Origin of the sequence: Telluria antibiotica (assembly GCF_011682055.1) — a bacterium.
In the GTDB taxonomy this organism is placed as follows: Bacteria; Pseudomonadota; Gammaproteobacteria; order Burkholderiales; family Burkholderiaceae_D; genus Telluria; species Telluria antibiotica.
The window spans coordinates 19,855-36,633 of record NZ_JAAQOM010000011.1 but is presented as its reverse complement, the minus strand read 5'-3'; the positions used below and the strand labels follow the sequence as shown (position 1 = coordinate 36,633).

General features: G+C 65.7%; 15 protein-coding genes. 10 read left to right on the top strand and 5 right to left on the bottom strand.

What is annotated here, in order from left to right:
• Positions 1 to 192: 192 nt before the first annotated feature.
• A complete protein-coding gene (locus tag HAV22_RS31685) occupies positions 193 to 1,923 on the bottom strand; it encodes a methyl-accepting chemotaxis protein (protein ID WP_166860961.1) in 1,731 nt (576 codons plus the stop codon).
• A 199-nt stretch (positions 1,924 to 2,122) separates the two neighbouring features.
• The gene (moaC, locus tag HAV22_RS18115; protein ID WP_166860959.1) at positions 2,123 to 2,629 is read right to left on the bottom strand and encodes a cyclic pyranopterin monophosphate synthase MoaC; all 507 of its coding nucleotides are present in this window, start codon (positions 2,627 to 2,629) and stop codon (positions 2,123 to 2,125) included.
• Positions 2,630 to 2,725: 96 nt separating this feature from the next.
• Between moaC and HAV22_RS18110 the strand changes: the two genes are divergently transcribed.
• Positions 2,726 to 4,321, top strand: coding sequence for a beta-barrel assembly-enhancing protease (locus tag HAV22_RS18110; RefSeq protein ID WP_166860957.1), 1,596 nt, complete (start codon positions 2,726 to 2,728; stop codon positions 4,319 to 4,321).
• A gap of 61 nt (positions 4,322 to 4,382) precedes the next feature.
• Here the strand turns inward: HAV22_RS18110 and HAV22_RS18105 are convergent, their stop codons facing one another.
• The 3 genes from HAV22_RS18105 to HAV22_RS18095 are packed head-to-tail and all read right to left on the bottom strand — an operon-like array spanning position 4,383 to position 6,247.
• Complete coding sequence (locus HAV22_RS18105; RefSeq protein WP_166860955.1) at positions 4,383 to 4,985, bottom strand: DUF2946 family protein; 603 nt, start codon at positions 4,983 to 4,985, stop codon at positions 4,383 to 4,385.
• Between the two features lie 4 nt (positions 4,986 to 4,989).
• Positions 4,990 to 6,027, bottom strand: a complete 1,038-nt coding sequence (locus HAV22_RS18100; protein ID WP_166860953.1) for a YheT family hydrolase — start codon at positions 6,025 to 6,027, stop codon at positions 4,990 to 4,992.
• A 25-nt stretch (positions 6,028 to 6,052) separates the two neighbouring features.
• A complete protein-coding gene (locus HAV22_RS18095) occupies positions 6,053 to 6,247 on the bottom strand; it encodes a zinc-finger domain-containing protein (protein ID WP_036236204.1) in 195 nt (64 codons plus the stop codon).
• Positions 6,248 to 6,518: 271 nt separating this feature from the next.
• Here HAV22_RS18095 and HAV22_RS18090 point away from each other — a divergent pair, with 271 nt between their 5' ends.
• The 9 genes from HAV22_RS18090 (at position 6,519) to HAV22_RS18050 (ending at position 16,752) form a co-directional block, all read left to right on the top strand.
• Positions 6,519 to 7,724: a phosphoglycerate kinase gene (locus tag HAV22_RS18090; RefSeq protein WP_166860951.1), complete on the top strand. Its 1,206-nt coding sequence runs from the start codon at positions 6,519 to 6,521 to the stop codon at positions 7,722 to 7,724.
• Between the two features lie 57 nt (positions 7,725 to 7,781).
• The gene (pyk, locus tag HAV22_RS18085) at positions 7,782 to 9,230 is read left to right on the top strand and encodes a pyruvate kinase (protein ID WP_166860950.1); all 1,449 of its coding nucleotides are present in this window, start codon (positions 7,782 to 7,784) and stop codon (positions 9,228 to 9,230) included.
• A 166-nt stretch (positions 9,231 to 9,396) separates the two neighbouring features.
• Entirely contained in the window at positions 9,397 to 10,461 is a 1,065-nt protein-coding gene (gene fba / locus HAV22_RS18080; RefSeq protein ID WP_036236196.1) for a class II fructose-bisphosphate aldolase, read from the top strand.
• Between the two features lie 294 nt (positions 10,462 to 10,755).
• Positions 10,756 to 11,652: a phosphoribosylaminoimidazolesuccinocarboxamide synthase gene (locus HAV22_RS18075; RefSeq protein WP_166860948.1), complete on the top strand. Its 897-nt coding sequence runs from the start codon at positions 10,756 to 10,758 to the stop codon at positions 11,650 to 11,652.
• 1 nt (position 11,653) lies between these two features.
• Positions 11,654 to 12,157, top strand: coding sequence for a 5-(carboxyamino)imidazole ribonucleotide mutase (gene purE, locus HAV22_RS18070; RefSeq protein WP_166860947.1), 504 nt, complete (start codon positions 11,654 to 11,656; stop codon positions 12,155 to 12,157).
• Positions 12,157 to 13,353, top strand: a complete 1,197-nt coding sequence (locus tag HAV22_RS18065) for a 5-(carboxyamino)imidazole ribonucleotide synthase (protein WP_166860945.1) — start codon at positions 12,157 to 12,159, stop codon at positions 13,351 to 13,353. The genes purE and HAV22_RS18065 overlap by 1 nt, the downstream gene beginning before the upstream one ends.
• Entirely contained in the window at positions 13,350 to 14,378 is a 1,029-nt protein-coding gene (locus HAV22_RS18060) for an L-threonylcarbamoyladenylate synthase (protein WP_166860943.1), read from the top strand. The genes HAV22_RS18065 and HAV22_RS18060 overlap by 4 nt, the downstream gene beginning before the upstream one ends.
• Before the next feature lie 275 nt (positions 14,379 to 14,653).
• Complete coding sequence (locus tag HAV22_RS18055; protein ID WP_166860942.1) at positions 14,654 to 16,018, top strand: SGNH/GDSL hydrolase family protein; 1,365 nt, start codon at positions 14,654 to 14,656, stop codon at positions 16,016 to 16,018.
• 56 nt (positions 16,019 to 16,074) lie between these two features.
• The gene (locus tag HAV22_RS18050) at positions 16,075 to 16,752 is read left to right on the top strand and encodes an OmpW/AlkL family protein (RefSeq protein WP_166860941.1); all 678 of its coding nucleotides are present in this window, start codon (positions 16,075 to 16,077) and stop codon (positions 16,750 to 16,752) included.
• Positions 16,753 to 16,779 lie beyond the last annotated feature (27 nt).

Below are 16,779 nucleotides of genomic sequence, written 5' to 3'. Positions count from 1 at the left end.
GCGCAGTCAAGGAGGAATTCGCAATATCCGTGCCACTCGTCAGGGGGGCTGACGGCGCGGGATAGTCGGGGAAGGGTGTGTCAAAGCGGGACAGTCGTATTGCACAACGATACATCTGTGACACGGTTCAGGCGCATGATGCGCACCGCCGGACGCCCCGGCCGGCGGGCAGGCGTCCGGCGGCGGGGACGATCAGAATTCTTCCCAACCGTCGCCGGCCGTGGGGGCGGGAATCCTTGCCGCCGCGCTGGTCGGCGCGGAACGGAGCGCCGGCTTGGTGGCCGGGCGGCTGGCCGGGCGCGCCAGTGCCACGACGGCCGGCGTCGCGCGCTGCGGGGCGCTCGGCGCTGCCGCCACGGCGCGGTCGTCGACGCGGAACACGCTGACCAGCTCCGCCAGCTTGCCGGCCTGGTTCTGCAGCGCTTCCGACGCGGCCGCCGCTTCCTCGACGAGGCCGGCGTTCTGCTGCGTGACGTTGTCCATCTGGCTGATGGCCTGGTTGATCTGCTCGATGCCGCTCGTCTGTTCCTGGCTGGCGGCGCTGATTTCGGCCATGATGTCGGTCACGTGCTGGATGCTCTCGACGACCTCGTGCATCGTGCTGCCGGCCTTGTCGACGAGCCGGGTGCCGGTGGCGACCTTGTCGACGGAGTCGCCGATCAGCGTCTTGATCTCTTTCGCCGCGGCCGCCGAACGCTGGGCCAGCGTGCGCACTTCGCCCGCGACGACGGCAAATCCGCGGCCCTGTTCGCCCGCACGCGCCGCCTCGACGGCCGCATTCAGCGCGAGGATATTCGTCTGGAAGGCGATGCCGTCGATCACGGCGATGATGTCCACGATCTTCTTCGACGAATCGTTGATCGAGCCCATCGTCTGCACGACCTGCGCGACGACGAGGCCGCCTTGTCCGGCTATGTTCGATGCCGTTTGCGCCAGCACGTTGGCCTGGCGTGCATTGTCGGCGTTCTGCTTCACGGTCGACGTCAGCTCTTCCATCGACGATGCCGTTTCCTCGAGCGAGCTGGCTTGCTGTTCCGTGCGCGACGACAGGTCCAGGTTGCCGCTGGCGATCTGGCCGGACGCCGAGGCGATCATGTCCGTGCCCTGGCGCACTTCGCTGACGATGCGGGCGAGGCGGTCGCGCATGGACTTCATTGCGAACAACAGGCTCCGGTCGTCGCCGGGACGCAGCTCGACGTCGGTGTACAGGTCGCCGTCGGCGATACGGCCCACGACTTCGGCGGCATACGTCGGTTCGCCGCCCAGCTGGCGCATCAGGCCCCGCGTGATCAGCACGCCGAACGCCGTGCCGGCCAGCGCGCTGAGTGCGACCAGGGACAGCAGCAGGGTGAGGCTGCTTTCGTAAGCGTCGCGATTGGAAACGCTGGTGAGCCGGGCAGTCTTTTCCTTGATGGCAGCCAGTTCCGTCATCTTGTCGTCGATCAGCTGCGACTTCGGCTGGAAGGTATTGAACAGGAAATTGATCGAGTCCCGTGGTTGTAGGACGCCCTCCGACCGGATTCGTTTCGTGAGCTCGTCGACCACGCCGAGGTAATCACGCAGCAGGGCATCGGTTTCCGTGAACGTACGCTTGCCGTCTGCCGAGTAGAACAACGGGCGGGCCTTGTCGAGGTTGTCCTGGATTTTTCGTTTGAACTTCTCGATGTCGTCGAACTTTGCGGCGCGTTGCGCTTCGGTCGGCACCAGGATGGCGCTGCGCACGATGCGGCTCACGTAGATCAGGTCGATGTTGGCCTCCTTGACGTACGAAAGCCCCAGCAGGTCCTTTTCGTAGATCGCCTTCGCCCGGACGTTCATCTGCATCAAGTTGTAGATGGCGATGCTGGCGACGGTAGCGCCCAGCAGGACGACGACAAGGAATCCAACGGTCAGGCGCGTGCCGACCTTCAGTTGTTGAAACATCATATCTCCTTTGGTCCAAACGGCAGCTTTTGTTCGCTGCTGTCTGTCAATACTACTTGACTGCAGGAAATTGTATGAAGGGATTAATTCAAAGAAGCGCCTGTCTTTCGGTATTTTTGCCACACTGAATTCGATTGCAGCAGTGGTCTTACCCGAAGTTAATAAGAATTTTCTTTATTGCAACAAAATGCTCGACGATTTACTCAGCCTGGGTCGCCGTCCAGTCGCCCGACTTGCCGCCGTGTTTTTCCAGCACGCGCACATCGGTCATCACCATCCCGCGGTCGGCCGCCTTGCACATGTCATAGATGGTCAGCAGCCCCACCTGCACGGCGGTCAGCGCTTCCATCTCGACGCCGGTCTTGCCCACCGTCTCGACCTGCGCGCGGCAATGGACGCTGTAGTTCGCGTCGTCGATCTCGAACTCGACGGCGACGCGCGTGATGGCCAGCGGGTGGCACAGCGGGATCAGGTCGCTCGTGCGCTTGGCCGCCATGATCGCGGCGACGCGCGCCACGCCCAGCACGTCGCCCTTCTTGGCGCTGCCCGCTTTCACGAGGTCGAGGGTGGCCGGCTGCATGCGGATCGTGCCGGCGGCGACGGCGATGCGGTGGGTCGCGTCCTTGGCGCCCACGTCGACCATGTGGGCCTGGCCGGTCGCGTCGAAATGGGTCAGGGGGCTGGCGTCGGCGGAGGGAGTTGTCATGTTGTCGTGGGAGCGAAGTCACAAAATAAAACCCGGCAGGGGCAGCGGCCGGGAAGCGGTTATCATAGCACCGTGCAACCACACCCGATTTCAACGATGTCCCAGCGTTCATCTCGATGGCCATGGCGCCGTGTCGCCACGGCCGTCGGCCTCGCCGTGGCCACTGCCGCCGCCCTGGCCGCCCCCACCGTCCCCGTCCTGCACGGGAGCGCCGATACCACCGGTTTGCCGACGCTCGGCGACAGCGCCCGCGCCGACTTGTCGCCCGTGATGGAGCGCAAGCTGGGCGAAGAAATCATGAACGACATCCGGCGCGATCCCGATTACCTGGACGACGACGCGATCATCGAGTTCCTGAACAACTTCGGCGAGAACCTCGTGTCGTTCGCGCCCGGCGCGCGCGGCGAGATGAATGCCGATTTCTTCTTCTTCGCCGTGCGCGACCCGATGATCAACGCGTTCGCGCTGCCCGGCGGTTTCATTGGCGTGCACTCGCAATTGCTGCTGTCGGCGCAGAACGAATCGGAACTCGCGTCCGTGCTGTCGCACGAGATCGGCCACGTGCAGCAGCGTCACATCGCGCGCATGATCGGCCAGCAGAAGCAGGATGCGCTGCTGCCGCTGGCCGCCCTGCTGCTGGCGGCCCTCGTCGGCAAGGCGGGCGGCGGCGCCGATGCGGCGATGGGCGTCATGATGGGCGGGCAGGGCCTCGCGATCCAGCGCCAGCTGAACTTCAGCCGCGACGCCGAGCGCGAGGCCGACCGCGTCGGTTTCCAGACGATGCGCGCGGCCGGCTATGACACGTCCGGCATGGTGGCGTTCTTCAAGCGCCTGCAGAGCACGACCCGGATCTACGGCGAGGCACCGGCCTGGCTCAGCAGCCACCCGCTGACGGGCGAGCGCATCGCCGACATCCAGTCGCGCATCCGCGAGAATCCGAAGCCGATCCACATCCGGCCGGACAGCATCGAATTCCACCTCGTGCGCGCCCGCGTGCGCGTGCTACAGGACGAAAGCCAGAAAGGACGCGAGGAAGCGAAGGCCACGTTCCAGAGCCAACTGGCGCAGCAGAACATGCAGCAACAGACGGCCGGGATGTACGGCATGTCGTTCCTCGCTCTCAAACAGGGCGACCTGAAAAGCGCGCAGAGCTGGCTCGACAAGGCAAAGGCGTCGACGAAGCCGCGCCCCGGCGTGTTTTCGAGCGAGCGCACCGGTACGGACGGCAGCGCCATGTTTGCCGCGCTCGGCACCGAGATCAAGCTGGCGCCGGGGCAACCGCCCGACGTCGTGCACCAGGCCGTGCAGGACGGGGAATCCGCGTACCAGAAATTTCCCCTGTCGCGCATGCTGGCACGCCAGTATGCCGACGCGCTCGTCGCCGACGGCCAGCTGGACAAGGCGGCCCAGTTCCTGCGCGACCAGGTGCAGCAGTACCGCGAAGAGCCGAAGCTGTACGACCAGCTCGCCAAGACCTACGCTGCACAGGGCAAGATCGCCTTGCAGCACATGGCGCTGGCCGAATCGTATGTGCTGACGGGAGCGCTGCCCGCCGCCGTCGACCAGCTCAACCTGGCGCGCAAGGCGAAGGACGTGTCGTTCTACGACCAGGCCGTCATCGACGCCCGCGAGCGCGAGTTGAGCGAGCGTCAGAAGGACGAAAAGAAAGAGAAGAAGGACAAGGACCGCTGAAGCGGGCTTTAAACCTTGCTAACGTGACGCGAACGTTACGCGTGGGCACGGGGTGCCCACCCTACGCGTGCGCGTGCAGCACGTCGGGCCGGCGCACGAAGTCGAAGCGGCCCGGCACGTCGTCCGCCGCGATCCGTCCGACGACGAGGCGCCGGTCTTGCCAGCGCAACGCGAGTTCGCCGTCGCCGCCTTCGAGCCACGCCATCACGTCGTCGTCCGCCGCCGGGCGGCCATCCAGTTCGAACGCCTGCAGCAGCTGCGCCGCGTCGCGGTCGTCCAGCTGCGCGACCGTCTGCCCGGCGCGCAGCAAGATCCCGCCCGCGTCCGTGAGCAGCGCCTCGTCCGGCGCGCCCAGCGGCTGCCCCGTATGCAGCACAAGGCCGTGCGCGGGGTCGGTGCGCGCGACGAACGGCGTTGCCTCGAGGTTCACGTACACGCGTTGCGGGCCGTTCTGGAAATACCAGCAGCCCCGTTCATCCGCCAGGTAATTGCGGGCGATGAAGCCGACCAGTGCGGCATTCGTCAGCCTGTCGCCGGGCGCCCCGGCGCGTTGCGCGGCCTCGTCGCGCATGCGCCAGCCGCCGCGCGCATCCAGCGCGAGCCAGCCGTAGCAGTACGGCACGTTCGGCCACTTGGCCATTGCCTGTTTTACGATGTCGTCCATGGGTTCAAGCTTGGCATACCCGCGCGGGCGTCGGCGCGCGCGTGGCGGGGGAGTCCACGCGGCCGGCCACGTGGTCGAAGAAGCCCAGGATGCGTTGCGGCAGCCAGTCGAGCCGTCCCGGGAACGGACCTGCAGAAAAGCCGACGTGGCCGCCCGTCGCGGGATACTCCAGCGTCACCGCCGGCGCGGCCGTCCGCGGCAGGTGGCGGCCGGGCAGGAACGGATCGTTCTGCGCGTTCAGCACGAGCGTCGGGACGACGATGTCGTGCAGGACGTGGCGGGCGCTGGCGCGGTGCCAGTAATCATCCGTGTCGCGGTAGCCGTGCAGCGGCGCCGTGACGACGTTGTCGAAACTGTATAAATCGTTTGCGGCCAGCAGGCGGTCGCGGTCGAACAGGCCGGGGAAGCGCTCCAGCTTCGCGAGTGCCTTCGGCTTCAGCGTCTGCAGGAACATGCGCGTGTACAAGCGGTTGAAGCCGGACGACAGCGCGGCGCCGCCGGCCGCCAGGTCGAGCGGGGCCGACACGGACACGGCCGCGTCGACGATGTCGGCGCCATGCCCTTGCTCGCCCAGCCAGCGCAACATGGCATTTCCGCCGAGCGAGACGCCGGCCACGTAGAGCGGCCCGGGATAGCGGGGGCGCAGGCGGCGGATGATCCAGTCGAGTTCTTCGGCGTCGCCGGAATGGTAGAAGCGCGGCGCCAGGTTGGCTTCGCCCGAGCAGCCGCGGAAATGCGGGATCGCGCCATGCCAGCCGCGCGCCGCGACGGCGGCCATCAGGCTGCGCGCGTAATGGCTGTCCGACGAGCCTTCCAGGCCGTGGAACAGCAGCACGCAGGGGGCATCGGCCGCGGCACCGTCAACGAGGTCGACGTCGATGAAATCGTGCCCGCAAGGCGTGTCCCAGCGCTCGCGGCGGTACGCGACGGCGGGCTTCGCGATGCAGAGCGCCGGATAAATCGTCTGCAGGTCGCCGCCGGGCAGCCACCAGGGCGCCCGGTAGTCCGATGCGGCGGACGCCGCGGCGCGGGCAGGGCTCACGGCAGGCGCACCGGGCAGGCAGAAATCAGTGGTGGGCCAGTACGGTGCCCGGCTTCAGGCGGTACTGGGTGCCGCAGTACGGGCACTTGGCATTGCCATCGTGATCGAAATCGAGGAAGACGCGCGGGTGCGACGACCACAGCGGCATGGCCGGGTTCGGGCAATAGGCCGGCAGGTCCTTGGCTTCCAGTTCCACGACCGGGATGGTCTTGTCGTTCATTGATTTCTCCGTCAGCAAGATGAGCACAGGGAATCCCGCTTCGGCATTCCCAAAACCACGATTTTAACGGATTCGATGTCGTTGCCGGAATGGCCCAGTAGAATAGCGGCCTTAAATTTTCCACAAAGAAAGCTCCGCAGGCGCGGGCGGCGCGCTGTTGCAAGCCGATCACCCTGCCGTGCTTGTATGGACTGTCCTGAGCGTTTCTGGTGTTTTCCACAACCGCCACTAAGGTAAAATAGCGTTCTTTAAACATTCCACCACTCTGACAATGGCCGTTCTCAACTTCACCCGCTTGCAAGACCTGATCGACCAAGGCGCGCTGAAAGGTAAGCGCGTCTTCATCCGTGCCGACCTGAATGTCCCGCAGGACGACGCCGGCAACATTACGGAAGACACGCGCGTGCGCGCTTCGGTTCCCGCGATCCGCGCGGCGCTTGATGCGGGTGCGGCCGTGATGGTCACGTCGCACCTGGGTCGTCCGACCGAAGGCGAGTTCAAGCCGGAAGACAGCCTGGCGCCCGTTGCCAAGCGCCTGTCCGAGCTGCTGGGCCAGCCGGTCGAGCTGAAACAGAACTGGGTGGACGGCGTCGACGTCGCGCCGGGCCAGGTCGTGCTGCTGGAAAACTGCCGCGTCAACAAGGGTGAAAAGAAGAACGCGGACGAACTCGCGCAGAAGATGGCCAAGCTGTGCGACGTGTACGTCAACGATGCGTTCGGCACCGCGCACCGCGCCGAAGCGACCACGCACGGCATCGCGAAGTTCGCGCCCGTCGTTGCCGCCGGCCCGCTGCTGGCCGCCGAGCTCGACGCGCTGGGCAAGGCGCTGGGCGCGCCGCAGCGTCCGCTGCTGGCGATCGTCGCCGGTTCCAAGGTGTCGACCAAGCTGTCGATCCTGCAGAGCCTGGCCGACAAGGTCGACAACCTGATCGTCGGCGGCGGCATCGCCAACACGTTCATGAAGGCCGTGGGCCTGAATATCGGCAAATCGCTCGCGGAAGCCGATCTCGTCTTTGAGGCGAAAACCATCATCGACAAGATGGCCGCCCGTGGCGCGACCGTGCCGATCCCGGTCGACGTCGTGTGCGCGAAGGAGTTCTCGCCGACCGCCGCCGCGACCGTGAAGGATGTGAAAGACGTGGCCGATGACGACATGATCCTCGACATCGGTCCGAAGACGGCAGCCCAGCTGGCCGAGCAGATCGGCAAGGCCGGCACCATCGTGTGGAACGGCCCGGTCGGCGTGTTCGAATTCGACCAGTTCGCGGAAGGCACGAAGACGCTGGCCCACGCCATCGCCGCGTCGAAAGGCTTCTCGATCGCCGGCGGCGGCGACACCCTGGCTGCGATCGCAAAATACAATATTGCCGACAAAGTCGGCTATATCTCGACCGGCGGCGGCGCCTTCCTCGAATTCCTCGAAGGTAAGACGCTTCCGGCGGTGGAGATCCTGCTGCAGCGTAGCGCTGCGAAATAACACCTCACGGTCACCAGCGCAGTCCACGGGCTGCGCTTTTCACTTCAAGGATAGACAATGTCTCGTGGTACCAAGATCGTCGCAACCATCGGCCCCGCTTCCTCCGACTTCGATACGCTCGTCCGCATGATTCGTGCGGGCGTGGACATCGTGCGCCTGAATTTCTCGCACGGCCGCGCCCAGGATCACATCGACCGCGCCAACCTGGTGCGTCGCGCCGCCGCCGAATGCGGCCGCGAAGTGGCGATCATGGCCGACATGCAGGGCCCGAAGATCCGCGTCGGCAAGTTCGAAGAAGGCAAGATCCTGCTGGAAAACGGTGACCGTTTCATCCTCGACGCCCGCTGGGGCGAGAACGGCGAACTGGGCAACCAGGAGCGCGTCGGCCTCGACTACAAGGCACTGCCGAACGACGTCCGTCCGGGCGACACGCTGCTGCTGAACGACGGCCTGATCGTGCTGATCGTCGAGCGCGTGGCGGGCAGCGAGATCCACACGATCGTGAAAGTCGGCGGCGACCTGTCGAACAACAAGGGCATCAACCGCCTGGGCGGCGGCCTGACGGCGCCGGCGCTGACCGCGAAGGACATGGAAGACATCAAGACCGCGATGAGCTTCCAGGCCGACTACCTGGCGATCTCGTTCCCGAAGACGGCGACCGACATGGAAATGGCGCGCCAGCTGGCGAACATCGCCGGCGAGCCGTCGGGACACAAGCCGATGATGATCGCGAAGATCGAGCGCGCGGAAGCGATTCCCGTGCTGCAGGAAATCCTGGACGCCTCCGACGGCATCATGGTCGCCCGCGGCGACCTTGCCGTCGAAGTGGGCAACGCGGCCGTGCCGGCGCTGCAGAAGCGCATGATCCGCATGGCGCGCGATTCCAACAAATTGGCGATCACCGCGACGCAGATGATGGAATCGATGATCGTCAACGCCGTGCCGACCCGCGCCGAAGTGTCGGACGTGGCGAACGCCGTGCTGGACGGCACCGACGCCGTGATGACGTCGGCCGAGACCGCCGCCGGCAAGTGGCCGGTCGAGACGGTCGAGATGATGTCCGCGATCTGCGTGGAAGCGGAACGTTCCGAATACAACAAGCTGGAAGCCGACTTCCTGAACGTGCAGTTCACCCGCATCGACCAGTCGATCGCGTACGGCGCCCTGTTCACCGCGCACCACCTGCGCGTCAAGGCGATCGTGGCGCTGACCGAGTCCGGTTCGACCGCGCTGTGGATGAGCCGCCACCACGTCGACACGCCGATCTACGCGCTGACGCCAAGCGTCACCACCCAGCGCAAGGTTGCGTTGTATCGTAACGTGCATGCGTACCACCTGACGCAGCGCGGCGACAGCAGTGCCGTCCTGAAACAGGCCGAAGACCTGATGGTCGCGAATGGCATCGTCAAGAAAGGCGACATGATCGTCGTCACGTGGGGCGAGCCGATGGGCCAGGTCGGCGGTACGAACGCACTCAAAATTGTTCGCGTCGGAGAATTCGATTAAGAGGGAGCTCAATACCTGTGCGCGCGGCCGCAACCCGCGGCCGCGCCAAACTGTCGAACGGAGTGATGTGCATGGCTGACGCGCCTGTCGCGCGAGGCCGGCTGCATCCGCGCGCGCAGCAGGTGTGAGACCCGGAAAGGTTTCTTTATTCCTATGGAGCTAAACCATGGCACTCGTATCAATGCGTCAACTGCTGGACCACGCCGCCGAACACGGCTACGGCCTCCCGGCGTTTAACGTCAACAATCTGGAGCAGGTCCAGGCCATCATGGCCGCGGCCGACCAGACCGGCAGCCCGGTGATCATGCAGGCGTCGGCCGGCGCCCGCAAATATGCCGGCGAAGCGTTCCTGCGCCACCTGATCGACGCCGCCGTCGAAGCCTATCCGCACATTCCCGTCGTCATGCACCAGGACCACGGCCAGTCGCCGGCCGTCTGCATGGCCGCGATCCGCTCCGGCTTCACGTCCGTCATGATGGACGGCTCGCTGGAAGCGGACGGCAAGTCCGTCGCCTCGTACGACTACAACGTCGAAGTGTCGAAGGAAGTCGTCAAGTTTGCGCACTCGATCGGCGTGACCGTCGAAGCGGAACTGGGCGTGCTCGGCTCGCTGGAAACGATGAAGGGCGACAAGGAAGACGGCCACGGCGCCGACCGCACCATGACCCGTGAAGAGCTGCTGACCGACGTCGCGCAGGCCGCCGACTTCGTCGCGCGCACCCAGTGCGACGCGCTGGCCATCGCCATCGGCACGTCGCACGGCGCCTATAAGTTCACGCGCAAGCCGACCGGCGACATCCTCGCCATCGACCGCATCAAGGAAATCCACGCGCGCATTCCGAACACGCACCTCGTGATGCACGGCTCGTCGTCGGTCCCGCAGGACCTGCTGGCCATCATCCGCGAATTCGGCGGCGACATGAAGGAAACGTATGGCGTGCCGGTCGAGGAAATCCAGGAAGGCATCAAGCACGGCGTCCGCAAGATCAACATCGACACCGACATCCGCCTGGCGATGACGGCCGCGATCCGCAAATACCTGTTCGAGAACCCGTCCAAGTTCGACCCGCGCGACTACCTGAAGCCGGCTCGCGAAGCGGCGACGCAAATTTGCAAGGCACGCTATATCTCCTTCGGCTGCGAAGGCATGGCTGCCAAGATCAAGCCGATTCCGCTGGAGAAAATGGCTGAGCGCTATAAAGCTGGCGAACTCGCTCAGATCGTTCAGTAAGTGCATTACGCGTGGGCGGAGGGCCGCCCACCCTACGGTCGCGGTATCTCGTAGGGTGGGCACCCTGTGCCCACCATGCGTTATCGATACGCATTGGTGGGCACGTTTCATTGGATTGATGTCCCCGGCATCAATCCCCCCAGGCCTCAGATGCCCTCCCTACCGCGCATCGTTTGCTTTTGACGACGATGACGTGAGAATCACGTAAAATATCGCTTTGGCACCGGTTCTCCCGAACCGCCGCCCATCCGACCGGCCTCTTCGCCGGTCTCGCTTTATCAAGATATTCCCTCTATGAAAAGCCTCTACCAATCCACTATTTCTTCCCTGCCATTGCTGGGCCGCGGCAAGGTCCGTGACAACTACGCCGTCGGCGACGACAAGATCCTGATCGTCACGACCGACCGCCTGTCGGCCTTCGACGTCGTCATGAACGAACCGATTCCCGGCAAGGGCATGGTGCTGAACCAGATGACCGATTTCTGGTTCGAAAAGCTCGGCCACATCGTGCCGAACCACCTGACCGGCGTCGCGCCGGAATCCGTGGTCGCGCCGGAAGAAGTGGAGCAGGTGAAAGGCCGCGCCGTCGTCGCCAAGCGCCTGAAGCCGATCCTCGTGGAAGCCGTCGTGCGCGGCTACATCATCGGTTCGGGCTGGAAGGATTACCAGGCGACCGGCGCCGTCTGCGGCATCCAGTTGCCGGCCGGCCTGCGCCAGGCCGACAAGCTGGCCGAGCCGCTGTTCACCCCGGCCGCGAAAGCCGACCTGGGCGAGCACGACGAGAACATCAGCTTTGCCGACATGGAACAGCGCATTGGCGCCGAGCTGGCCAATAAAATCCGCGACATCAGCATCCAGCTGTACAAGACCGCCGCCGACTACGCGGCCACGCGCGGCATCATCATCGCCGACACCAAGTTCGAATTCGGCCTCGACGACAACGGCGTGCTGCACCTGATGGACGAAGTCCTGACGGCCGATTCCTCGCGCTTCTGGCCGGCGGACTCCTACGCGCCGGACATGTCGCCGCCGTCGTTCGACAAGCAGTTCGTGCGCGACTACCTGGAAACGCTGAAGGACTGGAACAAGACGCCGCCGGCGCCGCCGCTGCCGCAGGACGTCATCGAAAAAACCCAGGCCAAGTACTTCGAAGCCATCGAACGCCTGACGGGCGAGAAGCTGAAGGTCTGAGATGGCGGAACAACAGAAACCGCTGGTCGGCGTGATCATGGGTTCCAGTTCCGACTGGGACGTGATGCAGCACGCCTGCGCCATGCTGAAGCAGTTCGGCGTGCCGTTCGAGGCGCAGGTGATCTCGGCGCACCGCATGCCGGACGAGATGTTCACGTACGCGGAAACGGCCCGCAGCCGCGGCCTGCGCGCCATCATCGCCGGTGCCGGCGGTGCCGCGCACCTGCCGGGCATGGTGGCCGCGAAGACGGTCGTGCCGGTGCTGGGCGTGCCCGTGCCGTCGAAATACCTGCGCGGCGAAGACTCGCTGCTGTCGATCGTGCAGATGCCGAAAGGTGTGCCCGTGTCGACGTTCGCGATCGGCGAAGCCGGTGCCGCGAACGCCGCGCTGACGGCGATTGCCATCATCGCCACGACGGACGACGCGCTGGCCGGCCAGTTGGAACAATTCCGCCAGCAACAGACCGCCGCCGCCAAGGCCATGACCCTGCCCGTGAACGAGTGATGAGTAATACGAAGTCCCAAGCCTATCTCCCGGCGGCCGGCGAACCGGCCTGGCTGGGTGTGATGGGCGGCGGCCAGCTGGGCCGCATGTTCGCCCACGCCGCGCAGGCGATGGGCTACCGCGTGGCCGTGCTGGAGCCGTCGACCGACTGCCCGGCCGGCCAGGTGGCCGAGCGCCTCGTCGAGGCGGGCTATGAAGATGCCGCCGGCCTCGATGCGTTGTCCGCGCAATGCGTGGCCGTCACGACGGAATTCGAAAACGTCCCGGCCGCCAGCCTGTCGCGCCTCGCGCAGCAGGTGTTCGTCGCGCCGGACGCACACGGCGTGTCCGTCGCGCAGGACCGCATCGCGGAAAAATCGTTCTTCGTCGCCTGCGCTGGCAAATCCGGCGTGATGCCGGCGCCGCACAAGGTGATCGCGAGCGATGCCGACGTCGACGCCATCGCCGACGACCTGCTGCCCGGCATCCTCAAAACGGTGCGCATGGGCTACGACGGCAAGGGCCAGGTGCGCGTGCGCACGCGCGAGGACGTGCGCGCGGCGTGGGAGTCGATGGGCCGCGTGACCTGTCTGCTGGAAAAGATGCTGCCGCTGGCGTACGAAGTGTCCGTGCTGACGGCGCGTGGCGCGGACGGCGAGTCCGTCGTCTACCCGATCGCGGAAAACGTGCACCGCGACGGCATCCTGTTCACGACCACCGTCCCGGGTCCGAACGTGTCCGCCGACTGCGCGCGCGAGGCGCAGGATGCGGCCCGTGCCATCGTGGCCGAGCTCGGTTATGTCGGCGTGCTGTGCATCGAGTTCTTCGTGCTGGCCGACGGCTCCCTGGTCGTCAACGAGATGGCGCCGCGCCCGCACAACAGCGGCCATTACACGATCGACGCGTGCATCACGAGCCAGTTCGCGCAGCAGGTGCGCGCGATGGCCAAGCTGCCGCTGGGCGATTGTCGCCAGCATTCGCCCGCCGTCATGCTGAACATCCTCGGCGACGTGTGGTTCGACGGCGCCGGCGACGTCGCGCGCGAACCCGCGTGGGACCGGGTGCTGGCGCTGCCCGGTGCGAACCTGCACCTGTACGGCAAGACGGATCCGCGCCGCGGCCGCAAGATGGGGCACGTGACGTTCGTCGCGCCTTCGCTGGCCGAAGCCCAGGCGAGTTTCGCGCAAGCCTGCACCATCCTGGGAATTACGTCGTGACGGATGATGTGATCGCCGCGGCCGCGCGCGCGCTCGAGGCCGGCCGGCTCGTCGCGCTGCCGACGGAGACCGTGTACGGCCTCGGCGCCGACGCGGAAAACCCGGCCGCCGTCGCCGCGATCTACGCCGCCAAGGGCCGCCCGCAGGATCACCCCGTGATCGTGCACGTGGCGCCTGGCGCTGACCTCGACTACTGGGCCACCGACATCCCGTCGGAAGCCCATCAGCTCGCCGACGCCTTCTGGCCCGGCCCGCTGACGATGATCCTGAAACGCGCGCCGCACATCCCGGACGCCGTCTCGGGCGGCCAGGACACGGTCGGCATCCGCTGCCCGTCGCATCCGGTCGCCATCGAGTTATTGCAGGCGTTCAAGGGCGGGAAGGGCGGCGTCGCCGCGCCGTCCGCGAACAAGTTCGGCGCCGTGAGTCCGACGACGGCGCAGCATGTGCGCGACGAGTTCGGCGACGACATCGGAGAACACGGCCGTATCGCGTTCGTGCTGGACGGCGGCCAGAGCGAGGTCGGCATCGAATCGACGATCGTGGATCTCTCCCGCCTGGCCACGCACGGTCCCGTGCTGCTGCGTCCCGGCCATATCTCGGCGGATGCCATCGCTGCCGTCATCGACCAGGTGCCGGCCCGTCCCGATGCCGCGGCGCCGCGCGCCTCCGGCACGCTGGAATCGCATTACGCACCGCATACGCCCGTTGCCATGCAGGACACGGCGACGCTCGTCGACACCCTGTCCCGCCTGCATGCGGCGGGGCGCACCGTCGCGTTGATTCATTACTCCGACCTGCCGGCCACGCATGCGGCAGTCCGCCTGCCGGCCTCGCCGGACGGGTTTGCCCATGCCTTGTACGCAGCGCTGCGGGCGATGGACGGTACCTCCGCCGACGTCATCCTCGTCGAAGCGCCGCCGCAGGATGGCCCGTGGCTTGGCGTCAACGACCGCCTGCGCCGCGCCGCGCACGGTTCGACCGGCATCGTGCACGGGCTGATCAACGACGCGCCCGCGTTGTAATCCCTCCGGCATGGCGCACGACACAGTCTGCCCCGACTGTGGTGCGCGCGCCACGCATTTATTTCTGTTCAACATTGTCACGTTCGGTCATGAACACGGCGGTAGCGTTGCTATAATCGGCCGCTGCCGGCCTTGTCCCTGCCTCGGCTATTCGCGTGTTGTTGCTCGTGCACGACAAAGGTTTTCTCTATACAACCATGCCGAACGCTGGCATATTGTTACGACACGAATAGCACGGCCGTTCGTTGCAAAAGAAAAATTCTTTAGGAGACACAATGCGTAAGACCTCATTCGCGCTTGCACTGTTGACCGCCGCCGCACTGGCGGCATGCGGCGGCAGCAGCCCCCGCGGCGGTGACCAGACCCCGGCCACCAAGTTCAGCGCTCAGGTATCGTTCGGCGACAGCCTGTCGGACGTCGGCACCTATGCGGTTGGCACCGTGAAGGCACTGGGCGGCGGCAAGTTCACGATCAACGGCGACAATACGTCCGTCAACCCCGAGCTGACGGGCAAGAACTGGACCGAAGTCCTCGCTGCCCAGTTGCAGCTGCCGGCACCGTGCCCGGCCCAGACGGGTCTGCAGGGCGACGCGACGCAAGGCCTCAATGTACCGATCACGTTCAACGTCAGCTGCCTGAACTATGCGCAGGGCGGCGCGCGCGTGACCGATCCGGTCGGCCCAGGCAACCGGCTCACCGGTGCGGCGCTGGGCGCGACCACCGTGCCTGTCGTGACGCAGATCGCGAACCACCTGGCCAAGACCGGCGGCAAATTCAGCGGCACCGAACTGGTGACCGTGATGGCCGGCGGTAACGACATCCTGTTCCTGATGGGTCAACTGTCGGCCAGCGCCACCGCTGCCGGTACCGCGGCCGGCGCACAGGCGTTCGCCGTGTCGCTGACGACCCAGCTGGCTGCCGGTGCGCCGAACCCGGCCACGGCTGCACAGTCGATCGGCCTCGCGATCCAGACCGAAGCAGCGCGTACTGGCCACACCGATACGTCGATCGTGCAGGCTGCAGTCACCGCTGCCGTCATGGCCGGGAATACTGCCGCTGCCCAGGCGACCGTGTATGGCCCGATGGTAACCAAGGCCCAGGCCGACGCCACGGCCGCCGGCCAGAAGGCAGGCGCCGACTATCTGACCGCGAACGCCGCTGGTGTCGTCACCGCGATGGCCACGGCGGGCGGCCAGCTGGCGGCCCTCGTCAAGACGCAGATCGTGGCCAAGGGCGCGAGCTACGTCGTCGTGAACAACCTGCCGGACGTCGCCTCGACGCCGTCGGGCAAGTCGCAATCGGCTGCTGTCCAGTCCCTGATCAAGACTGCCGTCGACGCCTTCAACGCGCAGCTCAAGGCTGGTGTCTCGGGCGATCCGAAGATCCTGTACGTCGACCTGTGGACCGTCAGCCACGACGAGGTCATCAACCCTGGACCGTACGGCCTGTCGAATACGTCGACCCCAGCCTGCGGCCCGAACGCCCTGGGCACCACGTCGCTCGTCTGCAACGCGAAGAACGTGATTGCCGGCGACGTCAGTCACTACATGTTCGCCGACGACGTGCACCCGACGCCGTTCGAGAACTGGCTGGTTGCGCGCTACGTCCTTGAGCAGATGGCCACGAAGGGTTGGCTGTAATCGTCACGACAGCCCGCCGGGAGATGGCGGGCGATCAATAAGAATCAGGAGAAAACATGAAAGTAAGTTCCAATGTCGTGAAACTGCTGGTAGCTGCGGGCGCGCTGGCTGTGGCGGGCAGCGCCGCGGCGCAGTCGAAAGGGCAGTGGGCCGTGTCGGCAGGTGCCGCCCAGATCACCCCGCACGTGACGAGCGGCGCGATCACGGCCCCGGCCCTGCCGAATTCGCTGGGCGACGTCGGCAAGGACACGGAACCCGTGATCGTCGTGAATTACGGTATCACCGACAACATCAGCGGCGAATTCACGTTCGCGAAGCCGTACAAGCACAGCCTGTATGGCGCGGGCGCCATCGCCGGCACGGGTGAACTGGGCACCGTGCAAGCGCTGCCGCCGACCGCGTTCCTGCAATACCGCTTTTTCCAGCCGACGTCGGCATTCCGTCCGTACGTGGGCCTGGGCGTGACCTATGCCTACTTCTACAAGGAAACTGGCTCGTTCCGCATGACCGCGCTGACGAACCCGGGCGGTCCGGCGACGACGTTCAGCATCGACAACAAGTGGACCGTGTCGGGCCAGATCGGCGGCGTGTGGAATTTCAGCCCGAAATGGTTCCTCAACGCCGCCCTGGTGAAGACGCGCCTGCGGACCGACGTGCACTTCTCGACGCACCAGGGCCAGCACATGAAGCTGGATCCGAACTCGACGGTGCTGACGCTGGGTTACAAGTTCTGAGCATCGTCTCAGCATGAAAAAACCCGC

What these genes read in the sequence shown, in the direction of transcription:
- HAV22_RS31685 (WP_166860961.1), bottom strand. Translation starts at nt 1,923, where the DNA reads ATGTTTCAACAACTGAAGGTCGGCACGCGCCTGACCGTTGGATTCCTT.
- moaC (WP_166860959.1), bottom strand. Translation starts at nt 2,629, where the DNA reads ATGACAACTCCCTCCGCCGACGCCAGCCCCCTGACCCATTTCGACGCG.
- HAV22_RS18110 (WP_166860957.1), top strand. Translation starts at nt 2,726, where the DNA reads ATGTCCCAGCGTTCATCTCGATGGCCATGGCGCCGTGTCGCCACGGCC.
- HAV22_RS18105 (WP_166860955.1), bottom strand. Translation starts at nt 4,985, where the DNA reads ATGGACGACATCGTAAAACAGGCAATGGCCAAGTGGCCGAACGTGCCG.
- HAV22_RS18095 (WP_036236204.1), bottom strand. Translation starts at nt 6,247, where the DNA reads ATGAACGACAAGACCATCCCGGTCGTGGAACTGGAAGCCAAGGACCTG.
- HAV22_RS18090 (WP_166860951.1), top strand. Translation starts at nt 6,519, where the DNA reads ATGGCCGTTCTCAACTTCACCCGCTTGCAAGACCTGATCGACCAAGGC.
- pyk (WP_166860950.1), top strand. Translation starts at nt 7,782, where the DNA reads ATGTCTCGTGGTACCAAGATCGTCGCAACCATCGGCCCCGCTTCCTCC.
- fba (WP_036236196.1), top strand. Translation starts at nt 9,397, where the DNA reads ATGGCACTCGTATCAATGCGTCAACTGCTGGACCACGCCGCCGAACAC.
- HAV22_RS18075 (WP_166860948.1), top strand. Translation starts at nt 10,756, where the DNA reads ATGAAAAGCCTCTACCAATCCACTATTTCTTCCCTGCCATTGCTGGGC.
- purE (WP_166860947.1), top strand. Translation starts at nt 11,654, where the DNA reads ATGGCGGAACAACAGAAACCGCTGGTCGGCGTGATCATGGGTTCCAGT.
- HAV22_RS18065 (WP_166860945.1), top strand. Translation starts at nt 12,157, where the DNA reads ATGAGTAATACGAAGTCCCAAGCCTATCTCCCGGCGGCCGGCGAACCG.
- HAV22_RS18055 (WP_166860942.1), top strand. Translation starts at nt 14,654, where the DNA reads ATGCGTAAGACCTCATTCGCGCTTGCACTGTTGACCGCCGCCGCACTG.
- HAV22_RS18050 (WP_166860941.1), top strand. Translation starts at nt 16,075, where the DNA reads ATGAAAGTAAGTTCCAATGTCGTGAAACTGCTGGTAGCTGCGGGCGCG.